This window comes from Pseudomonas luteola NBRC 103146 (genome assembly GCF_002091675.1).
In the GTDB taxonomy this organism is placed as follows: Bacteria; Pseudomonadota; Gammaproteobacteria; order Pseudomonadales; family Pseudomonadaceae; genus Chryseomonas; species Chryseomonas luteola.
This window is the reverse complement of sequence record NZ_BDAE01000045.1, coordinates 1-19274: the sequence shown is the minus strand read 5'-3', so window position 1 is coordinate 19274 and position 19274 is coordinate 1. Positions and strand designations below refer to the sequence as shown.

The 19274-nt window shown below is 49.9% G+C and carries 20 protein-coding genes and 3 pseudogenes; 8 read left to right on the top strand and 15 right to left on the bottom strand.

Going from position 1 to position 19274, the window contains the following annotated elements; genetic code table 11:
• Positions 1–155: 155 nt before the first annotated feature.
• Positions 156–292, top strand: a pseudogene (locus PLU01S_RS26290) (IS200/IS605 family transposase); the annotation flags it as partial.
• Between the two features lie 96 nt (positions 293–388).
• Here PLU01S_RS26290 and PLU01S_RS24065 read toward each other — a convergent pair.
• Together PLU01S_RS24065 and PLU01S_RS24060 are read right to left on the bottom strand one after the other, a co-directional pair.
• Positions 389–1318: a nucleotidyl transferase AbiEii/AbiGii toxin family protein gene (locus PLU01S_RS24065; RefSeq protein WP_074829872.1), complete on the bottom strand. Its 930-nt coding sequence runs from the start codon at positions 1316–1318 to the stop codon at positions 389–391.
• Positions 1308–1889, bottom strand: coding sequence for a hypothetical protein (locus PLU01S_RS24060; protein WP_139208942.1), 582 nt, complete (start codon positions 1887–1889; stop codon positions 1308–1310). Before PLU01S_RS24060 ends, PLU01S_RS24065 begins: the two co-directional genes overlap by 11 nt.
• A 181-nt stretch (positions 1890–2070) precedes the next feature.
• Between PLU01S_RS24060 and PLU01S_RS24055 the strand changes: the two genes are divergently transcribed.
• Positions 2071–2352 carry a hypothetical protein gene (locus PLU01S_RS24055; protein ID WP_019363930.1) on the top strand — a complete coding sequence of 94 codons (282 nt, stop codon included), beginning with the start codon at positions 2071–2073 and terminating at the stop codon, positions 2350–2352.
• Positions 2353–2370: 18 nt separating this feature from the next.
• On the top strand, positions 2371–3531 hold the full coding sequence (locus PLU01S_RS24050; RefSeq protein WP_074829869.1) for a hypothetical protein: 1161 nt from the start codon (positions 2371–2373) through the stop codon (positions 3529–3531).
• A gap of 61 nt (positions 3532–3592) precedes the next feature.
• Here PLU01S_RS24050 and PLU01S_RS24045 read toward each other — a convergent pair whose 3' ends face one another.
• Both PLU01S_RS24045 and PLU01S_RS24040 read right to left on the bottom strand, forming a co-directional pair.
• Positions 3593–4033 (bottom strand): hypothetical protein, encoded by a 441-nt coding sequence (locus tag PLU01S_RS24045; protein ID WP_074829866.1) that lies wholly within the window; start codon positions 4031–4033, stop codon positions 3593–3595.
• Positions 4026–4325, bottom strand: a complete 300-nt coding sequence (locus tag PLU01S_RS24040; RefSeq protein ID WP_019363927.1) for a hypothetical protein — start codon at positions 4323–4325, stop codon at positions 4026–4028. Before PLU01S_RS24040 ends, PLU01S_RS24045 begins: the two co-directional genes overlap by 8 nt.
• A 147-nt stretch (positions 4326–4472) precedes the next feature.
• Between PLU01S_RS24040 and PLU01S_RS24035 the strand changes: the two genes are divergently transcribed.
• A complete protein-coding gene (locus PLU01S_RS24035) occupies positions 4473–5114 on the top strand; it encodes a hypothetical protein (protein WP_074829864.1) in 642 nt (213 codons plus the stop codon).
• 26 nt (positions 5115–5140) lie between these two features.
• Here the strand turns inward: PLU01S_RS24035 and PLU01S_RS24030 are convergent, their stop codons facing one another.
• From PLU01S_RS24030 to PLU01S_RS26470, 10 genes and pseudogenes are all read right to left on the bottom strand, one after another.
• A complete protein-coding gene (locus PLU01S_RS24030) occupies positions 5141–5725 on the bottom strand; it encodes a hypothetical protein (RefSeq protein WP_139208940.1) in 585 nt (194 codons plus the stop codon).
• 6 nt (positions 5726–5731) lie between these two features.
• On the bottom strand, positions 5732–6295 hold the full coding sequence (locus PLU01S_RS24025; protein ID WP_074829861.1) for a hypothetical protein: 564 nt from the start codon (positions 6293–6295) through the stop codon (positions 5732–5734).
• Positions 6296–6832 carry a hypothetical protein gene (locus PLU01S_RS24020; RefSeq protein WP_019363923.1) on the bottom strand — a complete coding sequence of 179 codons (537 nt, stop codon included), beginning with the start codon at positions 6830–6832 and terminating at the stop codon, positions 6296–6298.
• Complete coding sequence (locus tag PLU01S_RS24015) at positions 6822–7964, bottom strand: hypothetical protein (protein ID WP_074829859.1); 1143 nt, start codon at positions 7962–7964, stop codon at positions 6822–6824. The genes PLU01S_RS24020 and PLU01S_RS24015 overlap by 11 nt, the downstream gene beginning before the upstream one ends.
• 9 nt (positions 7965–7973) lie before the next feature.
• Positions 7974–9062 carry a type II secretion system F family protein gene (locus tag PLU01S_RS24010; protein ID WP_074829857.1) on the bottom strand — a complete coding sequence of 363 codons (1089 nt, stop codon included), beginning with the start codon at positions 9060–9062 and terminating at the stop codon, positions 7974–7976.
• Positions 9062–10960: a GspE/PulE family protein gene (locus PLU01S_RS24005; RefSeq protein ID WP_083397994.1), complete on the bottom strand. Its 1899-nt coding sequence runs from the start codon at positions 10958–10960 to the stop codon at positions 9062–9064. The genes PLU01S_RS24010 and PLU01S_RS24005 overlap by 1 nt, the downstream gene beginning before the upstream one ends.
• Positions 10960–11796, bottom strand: coding sequence for a hypothetical protein (locus tag PLU01S_RS24000; RefSeq protein WP_074829854.1), 837 nt, complete (start codon positions 11794–11796; stop codon positions 10960–10962). The genes PLU01S_RS24005 and PLU01S_RS24000 overlap by 1 nt, the downstream gene beginning before the upstream one ends.
• 18 nt (positions 11797–11814) lie before the next feature.
• Positions 11815–12456, bottom strand: coding sequence for a prepilin-type N-terminal cleavage/methylation domain-containing protein (locus PLU01S_RS23995; RefSeq protein WP_074829852.1), 642 nt, complete (start codon positions 12454–12456; stop codon positions 11815–11817).
• A gap of 73 nt (positions 12457–12529) precedes the next feature.
• A complete protein-coding gene (locus PLU01S_RS23990; RefSeq protein ID WP_233432239.1) occupies positions 12530–13486 on the bottom strand; it encodes a hypothetical protein in 957 nt (318 codons plus the stop codon).
• Between the two features lie 3 nt (positions 13487–13489).
• Positions 13490–13567 (bottom strand): annotated as a pseudogene (locus PLU01S_RS26470) (type IV pilin protein); the annotation flags it as partial.
• Between the two features lie 155 nt (positions 13568–13722).
• Between PLU01S_RS26470 and PLU01S_RS23985 the strand changes: the two are divergent.
• The 3 genes from PLU01S_RS23985 to PLU01S_RS23975 all read left to right on the top strand — a co-directional run bounded on the left by PLU01S_RS23985 (position 13723) and on the right by PLU01S_RS23975 (position 17236).
• Entirely contained in the window at positions 13723–15588 is a 1866-nt protein-coding gene (locus tag PLU01S_RS23985; RefSeq protein WP_074829849.1) for a coiled-coil domain-containing protein, read from the top strand.
• Positions 15589–15685: 97 nt separating this feature from the next.
• Positions 15686–16849: a tyrosine-type recombinase/integrase gene (locus PLU01S_RS23980; RefSeq protein WP_074829847.1), complete on the top strand. Its 1164-nt coding sequence runs from the start codon at positions 15686–15688 to the stop codon at positions 16847–16849.
• Between the two features lie 12 nt (positions 16850–16861).
• Entirely contained in the window at positions 16862–17236 is a 375-nt protein-coding gene (locus tag PLU01S_RS23975; RefSeq protein WP_074829844.1) for a hypothetical protein, read from the top strand.
• A gap of 134 nt (positions 17237–17370) precedes the next feature.
• Here PLU01S_RS23975 and PLU01S_RS23970 read toward each other — a convergent pair whose 3' ends face one another.
• Positions 17371–18192: a GIY-YIG nuclease family protein gene (locus PLU01S_RS23970; RefSeq protein WP_074829841.1), complete on the bottom strand. Its 822-nt coding sequence runs from the start codon at positions 18190–18192 to the stop codon at positions 17371–17373.
• A 724-nt stretch (positions 18193–18916) separates the two neighbouring features.
• Between PLU01S_RS23970 and PLU01S_RS23960 the strand changes: the two are divergent.
• Positions 18917–19198, top strand: a pseudogene (locus PLU01S_RS23960) (site-specific integrase); the annotation flags it as partial.
• Positions 19199–19274: the final 76 nt, after the last annotated feature.

The window sequence follows — 19274 nt, the reverse complement described above, 5'->3', positions numbered from 1 at the left end:
AAATGCGTACTTTGGTGGCTCTTAGCACTGTCCGTAATCCTTGTTCCCAGCCTACTAGCTATACCCGCTTGACGGCTTGGCCGCACTTAAGGTCATCTGCATCGGGGTGGCAATGGAAAAGTGTTAATCTGGTATCGCATATTTCAGTGTGCATACTCAATACTGTTTCGTCTCTCCGAATACGGACTCTCAACACGTATATCCCGCGACAAAGTAAAGTGCTGCGCTATGATCGCGCTCTTACTTCGCCTGTAGCGCTGGCGGCGCAACTATTGAAACCCTAAGAGAGTAGTGCAGAGTCAGGCCACTCCAGAATAGAAGCGCTACGCGCTTCCCGCTTGTACCCCCGCCCGATTGGGCGAGGGTTTACGCGGAATTCTGCTTAGCGTTAGAGTGATTTATCTGGGTCCGGATCCTCATTTTGCAGTGCAGCATCACGATTAAACACTGCCTGCGGATAGCTATTTTGCAAGTCGCGCAGGTCCTTTACTGCATGGGTCAGCCAGGCCTGAGCAAAAGCGGGTCTACTCTCAAACATCCTTGCCATCTTCATATCGACGAAGCGTGACATTTCGCTGCAAAACGCTTCCTGAGATTCAGGCGTAGACATTCGCTCGATCGCACGTTCAATCGAATCCAGGTAGTTGTCATCAGTACTGCCGTAATGCATAACCTTTTGAGCTACCCAGTCATAATTAGGGCGTATGTTTTGCGTTGACAAAAACTGCACATCCCAGACGTCCCTTGCTTTAAGCCGGTCGCGCAAGCCTAGAGCTACTAACTTATCTGAGTAAATTTCTTCTCGGCTTTCCGCCATGATTACAATGCCTTGCAGCCCCTGCTGGTGACTATAGGGACTAGTAATGACATGAGGGCGATAATCTAGCGACGGGATATTGCATATTTCAAAATTTATCCGCTGCTTTTGGCTCTCCCATGGGAGTTTAATCTTGAAGCACCAGCGTTTAACGCCAACCGCCTCTGATAGCTGCCTATTGGGCTCAATCCCAGACTCAAAGGATAAACCGTAACGGTTCTGCATTGTCGACTGCAGGATTTTTTCAAGCTGACTTAAATCAAGCGGCTCCGGATCTCCAGCCCCACAAACAAAATCCAAGTCTTCTGAAAGCCGGTTTCCCTGATAGCACATCCGTAATGCCGTTCCACCCTGAAATATCAGCCGGTCAGCTAGATCAGTGTTGGATAGCGCCTGCAGGATCTCATAATGAAGTAGCTCCTTTACGATAACAGGCTGAGCATGTCGGTTCTCCGTAAGAGCCATAGCCCTTTCGATATGTTCTTGCAGACTAATCGTCAAAGCCTGAGCTCCGTACTACTGAATAATCTTCGGTTCGCTCGTGCTCCGGGCGAACAAGGTCAAGGTTTCGGTTTAGGGCCTTTAGGTCAGCCAAGGCAAGTTGAGGGCTAGCGACACGCACTCCACGTTCCTGATCAAAGCGTGTGCCGTTAAGACGTTCCAGGAAGGAATTACTATTGAATACACGATTGAACTCTATAGTACCTAATACGGTCTCAATGACCGCTGCTCGACCAGTTGTGACAAACGTATATCGATTAGGAATCTGGCTTACCCAGTCATGCTCGTGCAAGACAGACTCTAGCGATAGATAAAAGGGCGAATCAGGTCGCATCAGGGCGGCCAGGTGGTATAACGCATGGAAAGGCGGCTTAACCTTGGGATTAAGGTAAAACATCCTTCCGGCCCGTTTGATACCTAGTAGCTCGCCGTTTCTTTGAAGAAAAGCGGCGGTATTGCGCTCATTAAATCCTGTGATACGCGCCATGCTTCGGATGTTGAATACCCATACCTGTTTTGCAGCAAACGCATCAAGTGCCTTATTTACAGCAATATGGATGTTCACTCTCATAAAAAGGCCCCCGAAACACACAAAGTATACTACCGCAATTAATCTAGCATTTGTAAATCTAAGGTAAACATTTCTTGTAGTAGATCTGTTGGTATTTCTGGTATTTCTAATTTGCTAATATTGACAGTACTTGATTATTAACAACTACTCTCTTCGTCAACCCGTCATACAGGATCAGAAAATGAATATTCGCAGCTACACCGCTCAGCTAGGTAAGGATACGGCTGGTAAGGATGTCTGCGTTTTACTAATTCTTGACGGAGTGACTGCTATAACGCTGGCACCAAAACAAGAGATGCAAGCAAGCCTTACTTTGGCAGGCCTTCATCTAAAGTCTGAGGCTCACGATTTTCTTTTTGAAAAGCCTGCACAAGACATCGTAAATGCTCTGAAAAAAGGACTTCCTCTGGTGGTCAAGCACACGGCAAGCAACTACGAATCGGCCATCAAGGTCACACTATAATTAATAGGTACACCTACCATGCGCAAACCAAAGCCAAGCATTCTGCAAACGCTGGGAGTTGCCTCGGTCACTAGCTTTTGGCACGGAATGCCCACGATCAAACGCTCCATCCAGGCAGCCATGGTTGCCAGTTTGGTTGGAATAACAGTTACCCATGCAGTCAATGAAGATCGCACCTCGGATCTACTGTTAGCGCAGCGATCTACAGGAAGTCTTACGCTTCATGATGCAAGCCTGGGCCGAGTCTCTGACCTTGCTCTAGCACTGGACACTCAAGCAGGCACTACCGGCTATTTCCTGCGCGATGCTTTTGAGCTTGATACAGAATTCAAACAGGCTATCGAGCGCCAGATTTCGAGCATCATCTATCACGTAGAGTCTTCAGGCTCATGGGATATGTACGTTGCGACCGACATGGCCCAACTTTATCTATCTGACGACATGTTTGACCGCCAGGTAGCTAATGCAGTGCTGGGCTATCTCCAGCGGCACGAGGGCCGGGCTGCCGTTGATTTAACCAAACCAAGTCAATACACCCGTATACATGCTGCTGATCTTGAAGCTGACCGTCAGATTTTCATGATGGCAGATGCAATGGCCGAAGCCCAACGCGCTGGCGGACGCATGCCGATTACGCGCCAGTCTTCACTTAAGGCATTGAACAGCTTTGCTGCCGAGCCTGAACGGCTGCTCGCATCGTTTAATGTCGCTCGTGGCAATGAGCTTCCCGGTATGCTTAATGTTGGCCCATTGGCACAAGCTGCTCTGCAGGTTGAGATTGCTCGCCTATCACTCACTAGCCTGGTAGGCCAGATGCTCAACATGCCGGAGGTCATTCAAAACCCAGCGTGGGAAGCGATCAACCTTGGCCATCGACTAAATTGCCCTGTCGAGCTTAACAATAAGTACAGCGGGACCCTTCGCACTCATTATCAGCCAAGAGAAAGCAGCCCTACTCGTGAAATGCTAAGCACTCCTATTCGTTCAGGTATCGATTTTAGTGAACAAGGGGGCTTTGCTCTTTTTGGCCGCGGTGTCGTACTCACCCAAGTCCCGATGGTGGATGCATCTCTGGTTAAGTTACCAGAAGTCCGTTATACCATTGACCAGGTACTCGAAACGCAGCGCCAGCTGGAAGAAGAGCCCATTTACGACATGGATTTTAGAATGTCCGTCTGATCTGGCTAAACCAAAAAGGGTCGCTCAATGCGACCCTTTTTGTATGTTCACTGCCTGAGAATCAACCACTGGTAACAAACCGGTTTGATGACCATTTTGATGGATCAGATCCTTGGGCGGATAGTTGCTTCCACCTATGTAGGCAGCGCTCAATTTTGGTTTCCGCATCAGGCTGGATGACGAAACAGCGTCTATTGCGCCCCCCCTGGCCGTCCCAATAGCCATTGATTGACAGTAGGGCTTTAGATAGATACTGGCAATAAGGGCCTTTTATCAGGATCTCCTGCTCACTGATCATCAGGGTGTAACCTGGCGCCATTTTTTCGAAAACTGTCATGATCCTACTTCGCTCAGCGTTCCTCTGAGCAACAAGCTTCATGTAACCAGCCACAAGGCCAGGGTACATACCTGCTTCAAGCCGCTCAATCATAGCCTCTTCCGTCAAACCAAACGCCGCGGCTTGAATCCGGGCGATGCAATGCAAATGCTTAGCCTCAGACATCAGTCTGCTCCTGGATGAAAAGATCATCTAGCAAGGAGACGTCGTCGTATTCGAAGCTCCTAATATAACTAGCTCCTCCATCAAGCCTGACAGGAATTTTAGTCGGCTCTTTTGGATCTGGTTTACCAGAAATCGTGCCCGAAACACTTCCTTTACCAACAGGCACACGTACCCGGGCGCCCTTGCGGTAAGCCTGCGCTATAACCTTCGCAAGTGCTTTGCAACTGTTCTCGTGCTCTTTAAGAGCCTTATTGATCGCAGCTAGGTTTTCCGGGCCAACGGTTCTAATCATGAACTGTGCTCTGTATTTTATTTCCGCATATGCATAAGAATACACTTATAAGGCTTCAGGTGCTATTAAGCCAAATCTATTTTTATTAGTTTTTATGGGTATGTTTTTCTATCATAATGCTATTTTTGTAGATTAAGGGGTTTAGCAGTGACCAGAACCGAACCCTCATGGGTTTTCAACCTTGCTAATGGTCAGGCCCTGCCAAAACACAGAGAGGTCAACCCATCGCAATTTGATATCCCTCATGGCCACCAGTCCCTATTTCCCGTTAGAGTTTCTGACAAGGTCCTGTATCTAAGCTTTATTGATCAGCCTACGCCCACTTACTTTCTTTGTCCGGATCGCGGTCCTGCACAGCAATTGGATACTCAGAAGACAGAGCGGCAGCTCCTCGCTGGGCTTCTCTGTAATCTGTCCGGCAGAATCAATGCTATTACTATTTTCGGCCGCATCATGAAGTTTCCTGAGTACTTGCATGAGCCGGCTATCGATTATCTGGCCGGACATAAAGAGCTGCTGGCCAGGATTTATCAAGGAAACTTGCATGAGGCGCTCAAGAGCTTAAATCAATCCCTTGGCGCAATTACTCAGCGGGCAATGATAGTAGCCAAGATCGCATCTGAGCTAGTCAAAGCCGCTCCGGCTGATCGGCAGAAGATCATCAGTAATTATCGCAGAGACTATCCAGAGGCCTGGCTTGAGCAAGCAAGAAGCAGGGCAACTGCAATTGAGGAAGAGCAACACCAGTCTGCTTCTGAAGCGGATCCGGAATTTAAGTTCGAATTCTAAAATAAAGGGGCTTGTAAGCCCCTTTTTTATATACCGTTCTGGGCCAGGCGCCAGTAGTACTTTGCAAAGATCCAGTCTGCTATATTCGTGGGTGGATTCAGGTCAGGCCCTCCCCCCTCCGCAATTACTTCTAGATTTAGAGGCACCTCTATGTTCCAGACTAACGCGCGGGGATACTTCTCTTCCGGCACTTTGTAGAGATCAAATCGGAGCTGCTTACCACGATAACGCTCTGCAAACCGCTCAAGGGTTACCGTTTTGTTGTTCACATTGGCCATTGTTACGATCTGGCGAGTACGGCCCTCACCTTCGTAAAGATACACCAGTAAGTATTCACGCTGGCCTTTATCAATATAGCCACGCCGGGTAGTTCCTTGTTCATAGCTTGATTCGTTTCCCCTCAGGGCTCGATACGTCCAGAAGCTTGCCTTACCAGCCATCTCTATCCTGTACTTAACCTCTTGTAGACCTGATGCTTTACCAAATGGCGTACCTGCTAAGCACCACAGGGCTACTAATACCGCGCCAAAAAAGCAGAGGCATATAGCCAGGCGGATCTTAAGACTGGCTTCCCGAAACGGACTTAATAATGTGAGCAGTTCCCAGTTCATGACCGCTTACTTAAAGCGTACGGTCTGAGTGAAGTCGCCAGCGGTCAAGACAACAGCGTTACCTTTCACCGTTGCGATAACAGGAAGCGGTTTGCCATCAATGCCAGGCACCTGCATTCCTATAGGAGCCCCGGAACGGATGTATTTACCATTGATAAAGGCGCCACCACTTGCAAGAGCGCTAACCCGTACTGACATCAAGCGAGCCTGCACTTGCTGCTTAAGGGCGACAAGACGCTCCGTTTCTCTGGTGTCGCTCTCCTTACCATCCTGGGATTGGTCGCTTACCCACATTTGTTCGAGCGCAGTAATATCAGGCGCGCTGACTATGCTTTCAGCCGGCGGTGAAGCCATGGCCGCCGGTAAGGCGAGGTTATTGTCAGCTACTTCTACTGGCGGAGCAGCGTCAGTTACATAGCCCTTGATAGGCAGGTGTGAAAAGCGGCTTGATAGATTTGGCGCTCCATAGAGGGCCACCAGTACTGCTGCGCCTGCTAAGCAGACATTAAGCAGTAATACATGATTATGTGTGAGTGTTCCGCCGGAAAAGTTAGCGATACTGCCCTTCATTTAACTTTCTCTCCTAACAAGCACACATAAGCCGCCAAGGTTGGCAGTGGGTTGCCCTTCCCGTGAGCTGATTTCAATTCGATTTAGTTCGATATCATGCCTGATAAGGCTGTTGATTCCCTGGAGAAGCTCCTTCATCGAATCAGCTGTAACGGCTAGTCCCGGTCCATTTCCGCCCGACACGCAGGTACGCATCAGCCCGACCGGAACTCCCTGATAACTCACAGACTCAATTCTGTCGCTACGCAGTGTATTGATGTCATACCGGAGCGGGCCTTTATTTAGTCGTAAGGACTGGCCGATCTCTACTAAATCCTGACTCTTAGGGTCAGCGTCTTCTAAAAACTCACTCTGCCAGCGCTTTTGGACTGGCAGCAAAGCTTGATAGGCAGCCTTCCAGGTACGAAGATTCTCAAGCGCTTTGCTTTGTGCTTCTGCTGCGACAGCTATTCCAGTTGAGATTTTCCATCCACCGACTGCCATAGAGATCAACACAACAGCTGCGGTAACAAATCCGACCGTACGATCATTGGACATTCCAGACTCCCTCAATTTCTATCGTCCGAACGTCCCCTGTGGTCTTCACCTCACCAGCTCGTAACCACATTCCATAGCCGGAGGCCTGGGCTAACTCAGTGAGGAGTTGCTTCCCATAAAGCCGGTCTGGCAACGTGCCCGTACCTTTGATTGTCAGGTCCATCTCAAAGTCTGTAGCGCGCCCTGCCAGCCCTGCGCCCTTGGCGCCTTCGTCATATACGGCAATACGCTTTACGACTGCGCCACTTTTTAGAGCCGCTGAAGCCAATGTCGTCCAGTGGGCGATCAGATCCTTCTGATTAGGGGTTTTATCTAGCATTTGTTGTTGACGCGAAAGGGTATCCAGCATTGCTGTTCCACGCTGATAGACATCTGCCACATCAGCCACTTCCGCTACGTAATTGCGCTGTAACGTCTGGTACTTCATCCACTGGTACGCAATCGGGGCTGCTCCAAGCGCTGCACCAGCAACTAAACCAATTAGAGGAATGGTGAGAGTCCGTAGTTTGTTTTCTTCTTTACTGGCCGGTACAACATTGCGCAGACGCAATTTACCTATGTTTAAGTGAGTGTCATTGACCTCTATTACGTCGTAGACATCCTTAACAGCGTCAGTCAAATCAAGCGGGTACGCCCAATAGACAGGTAGGTTGTGATCGAGCTGATAATTGCTGTGCTCAAGCACGTCATTAAGAGCAAGCCTGAACTGAGTTCCAAAGTCATAAGCCCGCATAGCAGGCAGACGCTTATCAAAGACGCTTACAACGCGACCCTGCTTAACCATGAAGAATTCAAGGTTCGTCTCAGAATCGCCCTCTGCTCCACCAATGAACAGAAAATCATCTTTCAATCTACGCATGTAGTGGAGATAAACATCCAGCATCAAGTAAAACTTGATCTTTGGCTGTGCTTTTACCTCACTAAGGATTTCTTGCGGCACGCCCACATGAAGGCGAGTAGCCTCTCCAACTAGCCTGAAGTTCGCAGGCCTTGCTGAAAGCATTTCCATGTCGCCAAAAACAGGAGACTCACCATCAAGCGAGATGTAAGCAGCTTCCCCAGCAAGAAAGATCTTTTCTCCAGTCCGGTATTCAGACCTTACCAACTCATGCACTTCTGAGACAACGCGCATGTTTACTCCTTATTTCAAGCTGCTCGAAAGCGTACCGCTAACCAGCGTAATCACTTCAAACATGTAGGCGATAATAGGTAGTGCAGCTGTTGCAGCGACTAGAACCAGTACAAACACTCGGGATAGCTCTACTAGACGATCAATGATCGTCTCGGCATCTTCGAGCATATAAATGCTTGCTGAAGTTAGCTGATCGTCGGTCTGCATGGACTTTTCTGAAATCTGGAGCGCGACCTGCAGCAACATGGGCCATTCGTGCCTAGGATCATCAGCATTAAGGCGCCTTGGATCACACGCAGCGCCAAGCCCTCGTCCCATCGAAATATCCCGTTGGTACAACTCAACGCCCGGCCTGAACGCTAAGGGCATTGACTTCATAGTGATACCGATGGCTTTGGGCATATCGGCATAGCCAGCACGCCACATAAGCGCCATGTAGCGGGCCCATAAAGCAAAATCGATATTCTTCAGAGCGTTACCAATAAAGGGAACCTTTAGCACGGCCCTGTAGAGGGAGATTCGACCCTGTGGGGTCTTGGACCATAACGCTATACCTACGATACTCAGTAGCAATATAACCAGGAGCATCAAGCCCCAGGTATGAAAGAAGTTAGCGAGGCCAACCATGATATCCATCAAAAATGCTCGATGAACTGGGCGACCAGGTGGCTGCAGTTTGGATGAGGTCTCACTAAGCGTTGGTATCACGCCCATAACGAACCCAACAAAAACTGTTATCCCAAAGAAGAACATCATTGCCGGCTGCATCAGCTTGCTGGATGTCTTCTTCATACGCAGCCGCATGGCAAGGGTATCGCGTATCTCGAAAAGTACTGACTCCATCTTGCCTGACTGCTCGCCTACAACAATGGCTGAAATCAGCTCTTCAGGCAGGAGTCCGCTGCAGGCATGAGAAAGGTAACGACCCCGCTCAACCATAACGGCCATCTCTTCAATCTTTTCTTTTTGCTTGGGCAACAAACGAGAAAGTTGACGCAGAGAATCGGGTAGCGGCAGTCCGGATCCAATCAAGGCGCCGAGATTACGAACAAAACTGATCTGCTCTCTGAGCGTAAGCATCTTAACCTTGGTGGCCATCAAGCGCTTACCCCTTCAAGATCTATAAACCCAGCATGCAACGCCTTGATAGCCTGTTGCTCAAGGGTAAACGCCTGGGTTTTCTCAACCTCTTCGAAATCTTTCGTGCGAAGCAAAGCCCTCACTTTTTTAGTGAAGTCTAGAATTCCGTGGATTGGGTAGACGCCGACATAACCTGTACTGGAGCAACGGTCACACTTGTGATCAGGATATTTATGAGGTGTCTTTGCAAATCTGATGGAATCCTTATGGATAGTCATCTCATCTACATTCAGGCCACGCAGAGCCATGCTGTAGCGAAACATCGACCACTCGTCCTCTGTAGGCTCACGTTGCTCAGAGCACACTGGGCAAAGCTTTGGCACCAGACGCTGCGTGATGATCATGACCAAGGCACTAAGCAAATCATGCTGGCGATCTTCTGACATAAGGTGCGCAAGGCTTGTATACGCCTCAACAGGATCGGTCGCGTGAAAGGTTGATAGAACCAGGTGGCCTGTCAGCGCGGCACGGGTAGCTGTCTCAGCACTTTCTTTGGAGCGAATCTCCGAAAACAGGATGACGTCTGGGTCATGACGTAGAAAGCCTTCAAGATACTTCTCATAGACTTTTGCGCTGGGCAGACTGAACTGCTCCACACCAATGATGGTGCGCTCCTTGGGATCCTCCAGCGAGAGTCGCTTGACCCGATCCCCATACAGATCGTAGTGCTTACTCAGGAACGCCGCGAGCGTAGTGGACTTTCCTGAGTTTGTGGGTCCTACAAGAAGCAGAATTCCCTTTTTGACATGTAGTGCAGAGACGAGATGCTGCTTGATCTCATCTGTGAAGCTCAGCGTATCAATATCAATGTAGCCATCACCGGTATTTTGTTCCAGATAGCGCATTGAAATAGAAAGGAGCTGATCGTCCTCATGATATGCCATTGCCGCATCGCCAGGAATGAAGCTACACCGCATTTCAAATGATGAGGACTGTCCTTTGTAAACCATTCGCCCCGTTTCAGGCTGCATCAGGCGGGCGCCTGATGAGTTCGCCTTACTCTGCTGCATCAAGAAGTTTGAAACTGCAATCCGCTCCTGCATGCTAAGTCTATAGCTATGAAGACGAACACCATTTTCGCGGTAATGAATCTCCCCTTCCCCTGTAGAAAGCACCTTCAACGAAAGGTCAGATGCCTTGCGGGTAACCCCGTTTTCCAGCATGTCTACAGCAAGAGATCGCTCGGTACTCCGATTACGCTCCGCATAAAACAGCTTGCCCGTATTCGTGCCGCCCTCAATTGCACTGTTTTCCTTTTTAAGCTGGCGAAGGGGCGCAATAACATCATCTCGGCGGCCAAAGCCGAAAAGCAGGGGATGAGGACTATTATCAACTTTAAGAGCGTTGGCCAGAGGGCTTTGTCTTGTCTCGTTCGTGCCGCGCTGGCGGTAGCGCAAGAACTCTTCGTACGTAGCAAATACCAAAACGCTCCGCCCATTGGGCAGCCTGGCCAGAAGTGCATCGATCTTCTCACACTCGATACGGACTTCTTCTATGTCTTCAATGATGTTATGCGGAGTTAAATAGTCGCCAAGCTTGCTATAGAAAGGAAGCCGATCCTTTATCGCCAGCACCTCAATCTGATGTCGCTGAAGTGTTGGATACAGCTTGGTCAGATAGGTGAAATAAGGAGTTTTACTATTTGGCTGAGACGGCGCGTCATTAACTTGCTGCCGAGTAAGATAACCAAGCTCAATAATAATCTCCCCCGTCATGCGCTTGCCGTCGGGGTTTATTCTGGCTACGTTGCAGGCGTACTCGTGGAGGACCCTTGGGACATCACCGCTCCACCCCCAACCTTTAAGCAACTCGACCGCTTTAACATGAAATTGAGGAGCTCTCTCGAAAGCAGACATCAGGGGACCCTTAATTCTCTAGCAATGCTCAGGCCTGTTCCGTTAGCGTGTTTGACTGACGCCCGAGGTGAGGATGAGACGAGTGCAATATGTTTTGGTGAAACGTAAGTGAGGACGGTAGCGTTGCCCCAGTCACTGAATTGGTCAGAGCAATCCATTGGCGTTTGCTGAAGCATGACAACGGGATAATTACAGGTTGTGCTGAAGCACATTTCAGCTGTCCCATCCCCTGCATAACAGACCGAAGCCCCTTGGCCGACCAGCAAATTCCCGTGCGGAAATGTTGCCTTCTCAACGACGTTGTAGCCTCTAGCGATCTTTTGCAACGTAATGTCCATACGCAGCACTTCATCGGTCAATGTCTGCAGGAATATCTCCCGCGTCTCGATCAGGTCATAAACGACACCGGAAACCGGTCCACACCAGGTTGCCGCAGTCGTGATGTCATGATCAGGATCGCATCGGTTATTCGATGCGTCCGACGGTGACCAGGTTGATAAGCTTCCAAACTTCGGATCGACTGCAAAGACAAGGGCTCGATCGAAGATGTAGCTCCCATCATTGACCTTGCCCTGGCTAGCTATATGGACACGTGCATCATCCACGGCCTTCACCTTGAAGCCTTCATCGCCTGACTGGACCAGATCATCAAGTGACGCAGTCCCAAGGTTACTTGTCCGGATCATGCGCATACGAAGCGCTTCGCTAGATACGCCAACGTAATAGGCATCCAGATGCGCTTGGCTCTCATAAAAACTTTCCTGAAGTATCGCTACCTGCCCTGCCATTACTGACAGAACCGCAGCGAATACCAGAGCGAGAACAAAGACAAACATGGATGCCGTCCGCCTTCGTTACAGGTCGTAAACCAGAGTCATGGTCGCGTGGTTTCCGCCAGAGACAGCAGAGTAACGAACTACACCTGTGGTACGGGCGGTTTCACCATTGAAGGTGCCAGCCTCACGCTGCTCGAAAATGTACTGAACCAGTTCAGTCGGAACGTTGGTGTATTGAACGCCCATTTGACGATTGCTAATAGCTACCAGGGAAACGGTACTATCGTTAATGGTGTAGGTCCCTGAACCGCCGGCAGTCGGAGCCGTCGTGATCTGAACTGCATCAGACATGGGACGAACCCCAGAAGTAGCGTAACGCGAAGCGTACGTAGTGGAGATCAGGCCACTGACTTTGTCACCTACGATGATTGCGTCAAGGAGCGTATTGCCTGATGCCGTTAGAGGGTTCCCTGTAACAGCCAGCGGAGCTCGCATTGTCTGATTCATGAGCGAAGCTGAATGAACGATGTTTTCGGCTAGGGCCATGTATTTACGCGCATTGGCTTGGCTGGTGATCATATTGTTAATGATCGGGTATAAGATCGCTGCAATGATCCCGATAATAATGATGGTGATCAGCATTTCGATCAGCGTAAAGCCCTTTTGAAAGACGTTACGCTGAGTTTTCGTTTGGGTTTGGCTACTGCTTAAAGCCAGCATGGGTACATCCTCAGGGTGTGGTTTGAGTGAAACACTTTTAAAAAATGGTGTTTGGTCAGCTATACGGCTGGCATCAGAAGGTGATCCAGATATCGTTGGCCGCTGATCCTGTTGGCGCAGAGCCAGCACTTACTGACTTATTGATACGGATTGCACCATAGTGCGGCTCGGCATTCGGGCCATTGGTGCCTAAGGGGTCATAGTCTCTACAGTACTGAATCGCGCCACCCCACGGCGTAGTGCCATATTCGGCTTGGGGTAAGGCAATTTTGGTTAGTACGTCTACGTTGGCGGCACCTAGGTTGTACCAGCCATCCCGGCAACCCATGTTTGAGGCAGGGTTAGCCCCAGCAAGAGTGATAGCTGAGGCGCCTGGGTAAAAATTCGTATGATCAGCAGGAGAGGCGCTGAGTCTCATTAAATTGAAGTAACGCAGCAGCTCGCTTTGAATCCTTCTCATGCGCTCAGCCGTGATATCCAGCCGGTTACGCTGAAGTGATAGGGTTGAGACAAATATTGCCCCTGTGTCCGGATCGGTAGTCGTCCAAGTGCCTCGATTAGCAGCTGTGAGTACGGGACTTGCGCCAGGGATGCTAAGTGACGGATTAGGGTTACATGTACTACCTGAGCGAGTGCAAGACGTCATATAGATAACGCCAAGCTGATAGGTAAGTGTTGCAGCTGGCCCAGTAGAGCGAAACAGCGGACTCGTTTCAGTAAGGCCTGTCAGACGCTGATAGACCCGCACGTTTTCACCAGGCGACCCATCATTATCCATGACGGCCGGATCCACGCGATTGCGGCGCATGTTGTCCAAGAGACTTAAGTCAGCTGAAGTTGTGCTTGCCACATTGACTGGCGCACTGATAACACCGCCTGAGCCGGAATACGGCGCTGGCAGCTGACCCAGCGGGCTTTGGGTAGCCGCCCAGGTTTCCATAGCAGTCGCAATTGAGGCATTGATTGACTTCTGCCGCGTCTGGTACTCCATCTGCGATAAAGCACCTAACATTGGAAAAAGGGCAGCCATAACCGACGCCAATATTCCAATAATAATTACGGAGATGAGCAGCTCGATAATCGTAAAGCCACTCTGCCTATTCCTGACCATCAACAAAAACCCGCCATGTTTTGCTTTAGGGTACACAGTAAAAAACACTAATGCAATCTGAGCGGGCATTTGTAGATAGCTGGAGCTTCCTAAAAACTGGCCAATTGACTACCATTAACGGATTACGTAGACCGCTGCTAGCAATGGAGTCAGTTATGCGATCTCAATTCAGTTTGAATGACAAAGACGTACGCGTCATCTTCAACGACGCTACGACCAGCACTGACCCATCACTGCTGCGTAGCCATATCTATAGATTCGTTGAGTACCGCAAGGAAATGGCTCTGGCCATCAACGCCTTGAATGCGAAAAATCAGGATCTACTTAAGATGGTGGATGCCGCTAGAACAATTCTTAATGAAGATCGTTCTACGGGTCTGCTTGGTATCCTGGCCAACAAACAGCTCATTACAAAATTGCGTGAGCAGCTCGAAGATCAGCTTCGCGCTAACGTCGAGCTAGTCGCTAGCAATGAAAAAGTCCGCTCCGATCTTGCCAATATTCAACGAAGCTCCGGTGAGCTTCCCAAGCTACGTGAGCAAGTGAAAACGCTTACTCATTCGCTCGCCACGCTTACAGCCCAACATGAAAGTACTCTTGTTGACCTCAATGCAGCGAGGTATGAAAAGGAAGTCGCTGAAGCTGCCGGTCAAGCTATGCCAGTCGTAAGTCCTGAGCTACTGGCTACCGTTGAGAATCAGCAGAAGCAAATTGAGTCTCTGAATCAACAGCTTTCAGCCGCTCGGGCTGAACTGGAGGCAGGCCAACATCATCAACGGGCTGAAGCAGCTATCCATCGTGCCGATAATTCCGATGACTTTGCAGAAGTGCGCCAGATGTTTGAAGGCCAGGTACACAGCTACCTTCAAATGATTCAAAAGCTCAAAGGCGAAGCCCGAACTAGAGAAGCTGCACTTACTGAACTGAGTGGAACGGTTCAATCACTGCAAAAGGAGCTTGAAGAGGCAGAGCGCGCAGTAGAGAGTGAACGCCTTATTTCCAAGGGCCTACAGGGGAAAATAACTGAGCTTGAGGATCAGCTCTCTAGCAGCCACGATCAAGTTAACTCGTATGAATCTGCCTTGAGTGAAAGTCGGATTGCTGAGCAGACAATGCGCAGCCAGCTATCGGACATGAGAGATCTGCTGGAAGAGTCAGAACGTCAGGCCAGTAGCTTTCAGTCTGAACTCTCTGAGTTGAATCAACGCCTTGATGCGTTGAAAAGTGAGTTAGGCAGCGCAAATCAGCAGAACGCTTTGCTTCGTCAGGAAACTACCAGGCTTACAGGTGAGTTACAGGTTTCAAATCAGACTGTAGCCACCCAGCAAACCCAGATCCAGGCATTAGGCGAAACGCTGGATGATCGCGAAAGTACTATTCAAGCCTTAACTGAAAAGCAGTCACATCTAGCAAGCTCATTGGCATCCAAATCAAACGAGCTGAACCTGGCTAACGCGGCCAATACAGATTATCAAAACCGCATTGAGTCATATGTTCGCCAGGTCGACCAGATTACGGCTCGCCTAGACGAAACTGTGAGTGAATTCCAGCAGGAGCAAAGCCAGCTCAATTCTGTCATTGCCGAACAATCAGGTGTAATCGAGCGGGCCAATCAGCACATTGTTCATCTTGAAAAGGTCAATGAAAGTCTCTCCAGAGAGCTGACAGACGCTCAATCCAGGGCCACTCATCAATTCGCGACTATCAAGGGACTACACGGCGCTCTGAAAAACATTTCGCTTGAGCGCCAGCGTTTGCAAGCTATCGCTTCCCACGCGAGTCTCACCATGGCAAGTTCCAGCATGGACAACGCTGAACTCAAGAAGACGGTGGCAGATCTGCTGCGTAAGGTCTCGGCCCTAACCTCTCAGCTGGCTACCTCCAAGAAGGTCATTCATCTGGAAGGAACTGGCTCACGTCGCGATCTCATCAACGAGCAACAAGCCATCATTGAGGCTGACCTGCACGTAAGCCTTGATAATCTGGGCGGAAGTAACGAACATTCAGGCATGTCCAACTAAAAATGCTGGTTATTTTTTGATCAGCTAACGCCATTGCGAGGGGGGATAAGTCCCCCCTTCTTTAATCACAGGGTTTTCCACAGAAAGTGTGGATAAAATGAAAGACAATCCAGTAGATCTCATTGCAGAAACTATCCTTCAGGGAGAGCTGTTGCCTGCAGAGCCGTCCGTGACCTGTGATGACCCGCTTCAACGCGAGAAGAATGCCGTCATGGCATTTCTGTATCGTTGGCGTAATTCACCCCACACGCTTCGCCGTTATCAGACAGAAATATCGAGACTGTGGCTATGGTCTGCAGAACATGATCTTCTAATATCTCAGCTCACCAGTTTGCATCTGGATCTTTACGAAGACTTTCTCCGTGATCCTGTCCCTCATGATAAATGGTGTTCAGGCGCGCCCTACCCTAAGTCATCACCTAAGTGGCGTCCCTTTGTGTCGGGCCTTTCGCTTACCTCGATACAAAATGCCTTCAACGCAATCCGAGCACTCATGACAGCCTGGCTGAAGTCAGGCTATATCTCATCCGACCCCATGGCTCTTAAGGCGAAAATAAGCGCCTCCATGGAGGACGGCATAAGCCGGTCACCAACGGCGCCTGTTGAGTCAGCTGATAAGTGGTTTGACGACCTGATGGCCCCAGCCATCAAACAAGCCCTATCGCTCATGCCGCAAGACACACCCGCTGAATTTCAGAAAGCTGAACAATATCGGCTTATCATTCGGACCCTGACCGTCACAGGTGCACGCGTCAGTGAGCTGGTGAGCGCCAGCCAATCGCAGATTTATGAGGACCGCTCCGGTTGGTGGATCAGGCTACGAGGGAAAGGGGGCAAGATTCGTAATGTGCCACTTCCCACCGACTACGTAACTGAAGTCCTGATGCCATGGCGTATCAATCACAGCCTGCCGGCCGCTCCTCTCCAGGAAGAGAGTACGCCTCTATGCCCGCCACGGATTTGGATAAGCGGAAAGAAAGGTTTAACGAGCCGCATGGTGCTCATGATCGTGAAAGATGTAGCCGCCATGGCCACGGAGCTATTACCGCCAGAAGCTCAGCGCGCCAGTAAACTCCTGCCTAGAGCAAGTAACCACTGGTTTCGACATACCTTTATTACTGCCTTGATCGATCGTGATGTCCCTACAAAGACCATCATGCTCACGGTAGGCCAGTCTTCTGAGCAGACGCTTCGCACTTATGATCATAAGAAAGACCAGGACCGGCACGATGACGTAACACGTGTTGTGGCTAATCTTTAAGGAAGGCGCGTCATGAACACCCCTTACTCTCTCGACACGCTTTATAGCGGCGATTATTCGAAAAAGGATCTTCACCGCTTGCTTAAGGATCAGGGAAGCGTGCAGGCCAGAGGTGTGATTATTCGTTTGAACGAGCGTGGCACGGAATCCTGTCTCATGCTTGACTCCTATTCTCGCCGCGAAACGCTAGTGGGCACATGTCGCTCCAATCAATTCCTGATGATCCCTGCGTTTCACTGGAGGATCCTCGCCAACCAATACGGCATAGAGGTAATCGAGTCTAACGAGATACCCGCTTCTCGTAAGCCTGCCGATCTTTATGCTGTAGCGCGAAGCGCATGGGCAAGTCAGGTCAAAGCAGGTCAAACCTCATCTCAACCAGGCTAAGCTAGGTACGCTCTATTGGCCCGAGTCCGCTCGGGCAGACTGCCTATACTATATATACTATGAGCATTGGCTGACCCAGAATATGCACCGGCAAGCCTATATAGTCCTCTAATTGGCCTGAGTGCCGCCTGAGGCTAATTGAGATTATGGCCAAACTCACGTGTCAGTAGTTTGGCTTTCCAAAGAGCTTCAAGGTTTTCAATTTCTGTCTTACCAGCCGCAGAAGACGCTACCTCCAATATCGACACCTGAAAGTCGAACTCTTTTAGCTTTTTAAGCCCTTGATTACCTCCGTGGCCTGTCTTTAGATAATCCTGCCACCGCCCCCAGAAACCTAAGTCCCCATACGCTGCGCCAACGTATAGTTTTTCGCTGTTTCGGCAAGCCAGCACGTAAACGCCAGATACCTTAGACAAAACCAGTCTCCAGGACATTGGTACAGTGTCTAACGCATTAATACGCCATATGAAGGAAACGAAGCCGGGAAAGGGCGCATCATGCGCAGAACGTCTTAGTTCGAGTACCTCTTTGTTATTTTTAGCTGATGGCTTCTGACGCCAAACTATGTGGGCGTTACCCCATTCAATTACCAGCCGACCTGCATAGTCCCTAAGAGGCTCACAGAGCTTCAGATCATAGAGATGTTTTCCGCTCGCATCTTCACCAGTTGAGGGATCAATCAGTTTTGCCGGTGCTCTTCCTACTCCATCTTTACGAAAAATACCTACAAATAACGTCTCGCCCAAAGGCGTCACCACAAAAGAGGCAATCCATACGTATTTTTCAAAGACAGGCTTTCTTTGGATGGATTGATAGAGATTGAATTGGTCAGGTTTCGAAGCCCATAAATCGTAAGGACTAAGTCCTTTAATCGCTCGGCTGTCTTGATGTCTAACGAGACAAACCTGCTTTACATCAAGGCCAGCTTGTTCCAATAAATGATTAAGCTTGAACATCTGGGCTCTCTTTCATGAGCGATCGTAAAACCTTCATCATTAGCGGATCCGGATTAGGCCTGGAGTCAGTCAGAGAAGGCCGCGGCTAAAGTTGAAGCGATCATATAGGAACCGCTGCCGGCGCTCATCGGTAACATAATCATTCTTGAAATGCGGGACCGTTCGTGCCGTAAGCGGGGATGCCTGGCGAGCTCACCCAAATTAGCAAAGCGAGTCCCGGAACGGTTTCTAGAGTTTGTTGATAAGTTCTTGAGTGGACAGTATTCGTTGCTGCCCATTACGGATCATCGCAACTGCCAACCACTGAACTAGCTTGTGTCCGATGCCCAGGTCGATCCACAGTCCTGGCGCCTCCGTGCGACCAAACCAAGCCTCGGCCGCCTCAAGCAGGAAGTCTAGATGGCGCGCGCGTTCCAACGAGGAGGAGGTTTATCGTGCACAGCGCCACGAAGGCTGTCGGCCCCCCTGGTAGCAGCGGTCTTATGCTTGGAAGGAGCGGGTCGACATGGTCGAATAGCACGGGCGGCAGATAGCTTTGCGTCCCGTTGAACGGGTTGTAGGTGTTCAGCATTACCTTTGCGACGATCCCGCCGATCTGCATGTCGATCCGCGAACTGGCAGGATAGCGACCGATGCTCTGATTAGCCATCCTAATCCTTCCACACTTGAAGGACTAGTCATGAACACCATATCTGTCAGCCGTCAGCCTTGAAACAAAGGAAAACTGGTCGGACAGAAAACCCCACCCCGACTGAGAGATATCTGGGCCATCCGAGTAAGGCTTAAAATTGCGGAAAGAAACCGAGATATGGCTCTCTTCGATCTGGCCATCGACCGCAAGCTTCTAGCCTGCGACTTAACCAAACCCCGCATCCGCAATGTCGTTCATGGCGAGCACGTATCATAACGAGCTATGGTGATGCAGCAGAAAACGCAGCGGCCTGTGCAGTTTGAGATCACTGAGCAAACACGGTCTGCTCTCGCGGCCTGGATACATCAGTCCGAGCATTGAGGTCGATGATGCCTTGGAGATGGCGGAAAAGACTGAGGTTTGACCATGCATAGCGGCGGTCGAAATCAGG

What these genes read in the sequence shown, in the direction of transcription:
- PLU01S_RS23995 (WP_074829852.1), bottom strand. Translation starts at nt 12,456, where the DNA reads ATGCTGGCTTTAAGCAGTAGCCAAACCCAAACGAAAACTCAGCGTAAC.
- PLU01S_RS24050 (WP_074829869.1), top strand. Translation starts at nt 2,371, where the DNA reads ATGCGCAAACCAAAGCCAAGCATTCTGCAAACGCTGGGAGTTGCCTCG.
- PLU01S_RS24030 (WP_139208940.1), bottom strand. Translation starts at nt 5,725, where the DNA reads ATGAACTGGGAACTGCTCACATTATTAAGTCCGTTTCGGGAAGCCAGT.
- PLU01S_RS23970 (WP_074829841.1), bottom strand. Translation starts at nt 18,192, where the DNA reads ATGTTCAAGCTTAATCATTTATTGGAACAAGCTGGCCTTGATGTAAAG.
- PLU01S_RS24000 (WP_074829854.1), bottom strand. Translation starts at nt 11,796, where the DNA reads ATGTTTGTCTTTGTTCTCGCTCTGGTATTCGCTGCGGTTCTGTCAGTA.
- PLU01S_RS23990 (WP_233432239.1), bottom strand. Translation starts at nt 13,486, where the DNA reads ATGGCTGCCCTTTTTCCAATGTTAGGTGCTTTATCGCAGATGGAGTAC.
- PLU01S_RS24045 (WP_074829866.1), bottom strand. Translation starts at nt 4,033, where the DNA reads ATGTCTGAGGCTAAGCATTTGCATTGCATCGCCCGGATTCAAGCCGCG.
- PLU01S_RS24020 (WP_019363923.1), bottom strand. Translation starts at nt 6,832, where the DNA reads ATGTCCAATGATCGTACGGTCGGATTTGTTACCGCAGCTGTTGTGTTG.
- PLU01S_RS24015 (WP_074829859.1), bottom strand. Translation starts at nt 7,964, where the DNA reads ATGCGCGTTGTCTCAGAAGTGCATGAGTTGGTAAGGTCTGAATACCGG.
- PLU01S_RS24005 (WP_083397994.1), bottom strand. Translation starts at nt 10,960, where the DNA reads ATGTCTGCTTTCGAGAGAGCTCCTCAATTTCATGTTAAAGCGGTCGAG.
- PLU01S_RS24060 (WP_139208942.1), bottom strand. Translation starts at nt 1,889, where the DNA reads ATGAGAGTGAACATCCATATTGCTGTAAATAAGGCACTTGATGCGTTT.
- PLU01S_RS24040 (WP_019363927.1), bottom strand. Translation starts at nt 4,325, where the DNA reads ATGATTAGAACCGTTGGCCCGGAAAACCTAGCTGCGATCAATAAGGCT.
- PLU01S_RS24010 (WP_074829857.1), bottom strand. Translation starts at nt 9,062, where the DNA reads ATGGCCACCAAGGTTAAGATGCTTACGCTCAGAGAGCAGATCAGTTTT.
- PLU01S_RS24025 (WP_074829861.1), bottom strand. Translation starts at nt 6,295, where the DNA reads ATGAAGGGCAGTATCGCTAACTTTTCCGGCGGAACACTCACACATAAT.
- PLU01S_RS23975 (WP_074829844.1), top strand. Translation starts at nt 16,862, where the DNA reads ATGAACACCCCTTACTCTCTCGACACGCTTTATAGCGGCGATTATTCG.
- PLU01S_RS23980 (WP_074829847.1), top strand. Translation starts at nt 15,686, where the DNA reads ATGAAAGACAATCCAGTAGATCTCATTGCAGAAACTATCCTTCAGGGA.
- PLU01S_RS23985 (WP_074829849.1), top strand. Translation starts at nt 13,723, where the DNA reads ATGCGATCTCAATTCAGTTTGAATGACAAAGACGTACGCGTCATCTTC.
- PLU01S_RS24055 (WP_019363930.1), top strand. Translation starts at nt 2,071, where the DNA reads ATGAATATTCGCAGCTACACCGCTCAGCTAGGTAAGGATACGGCTGGT.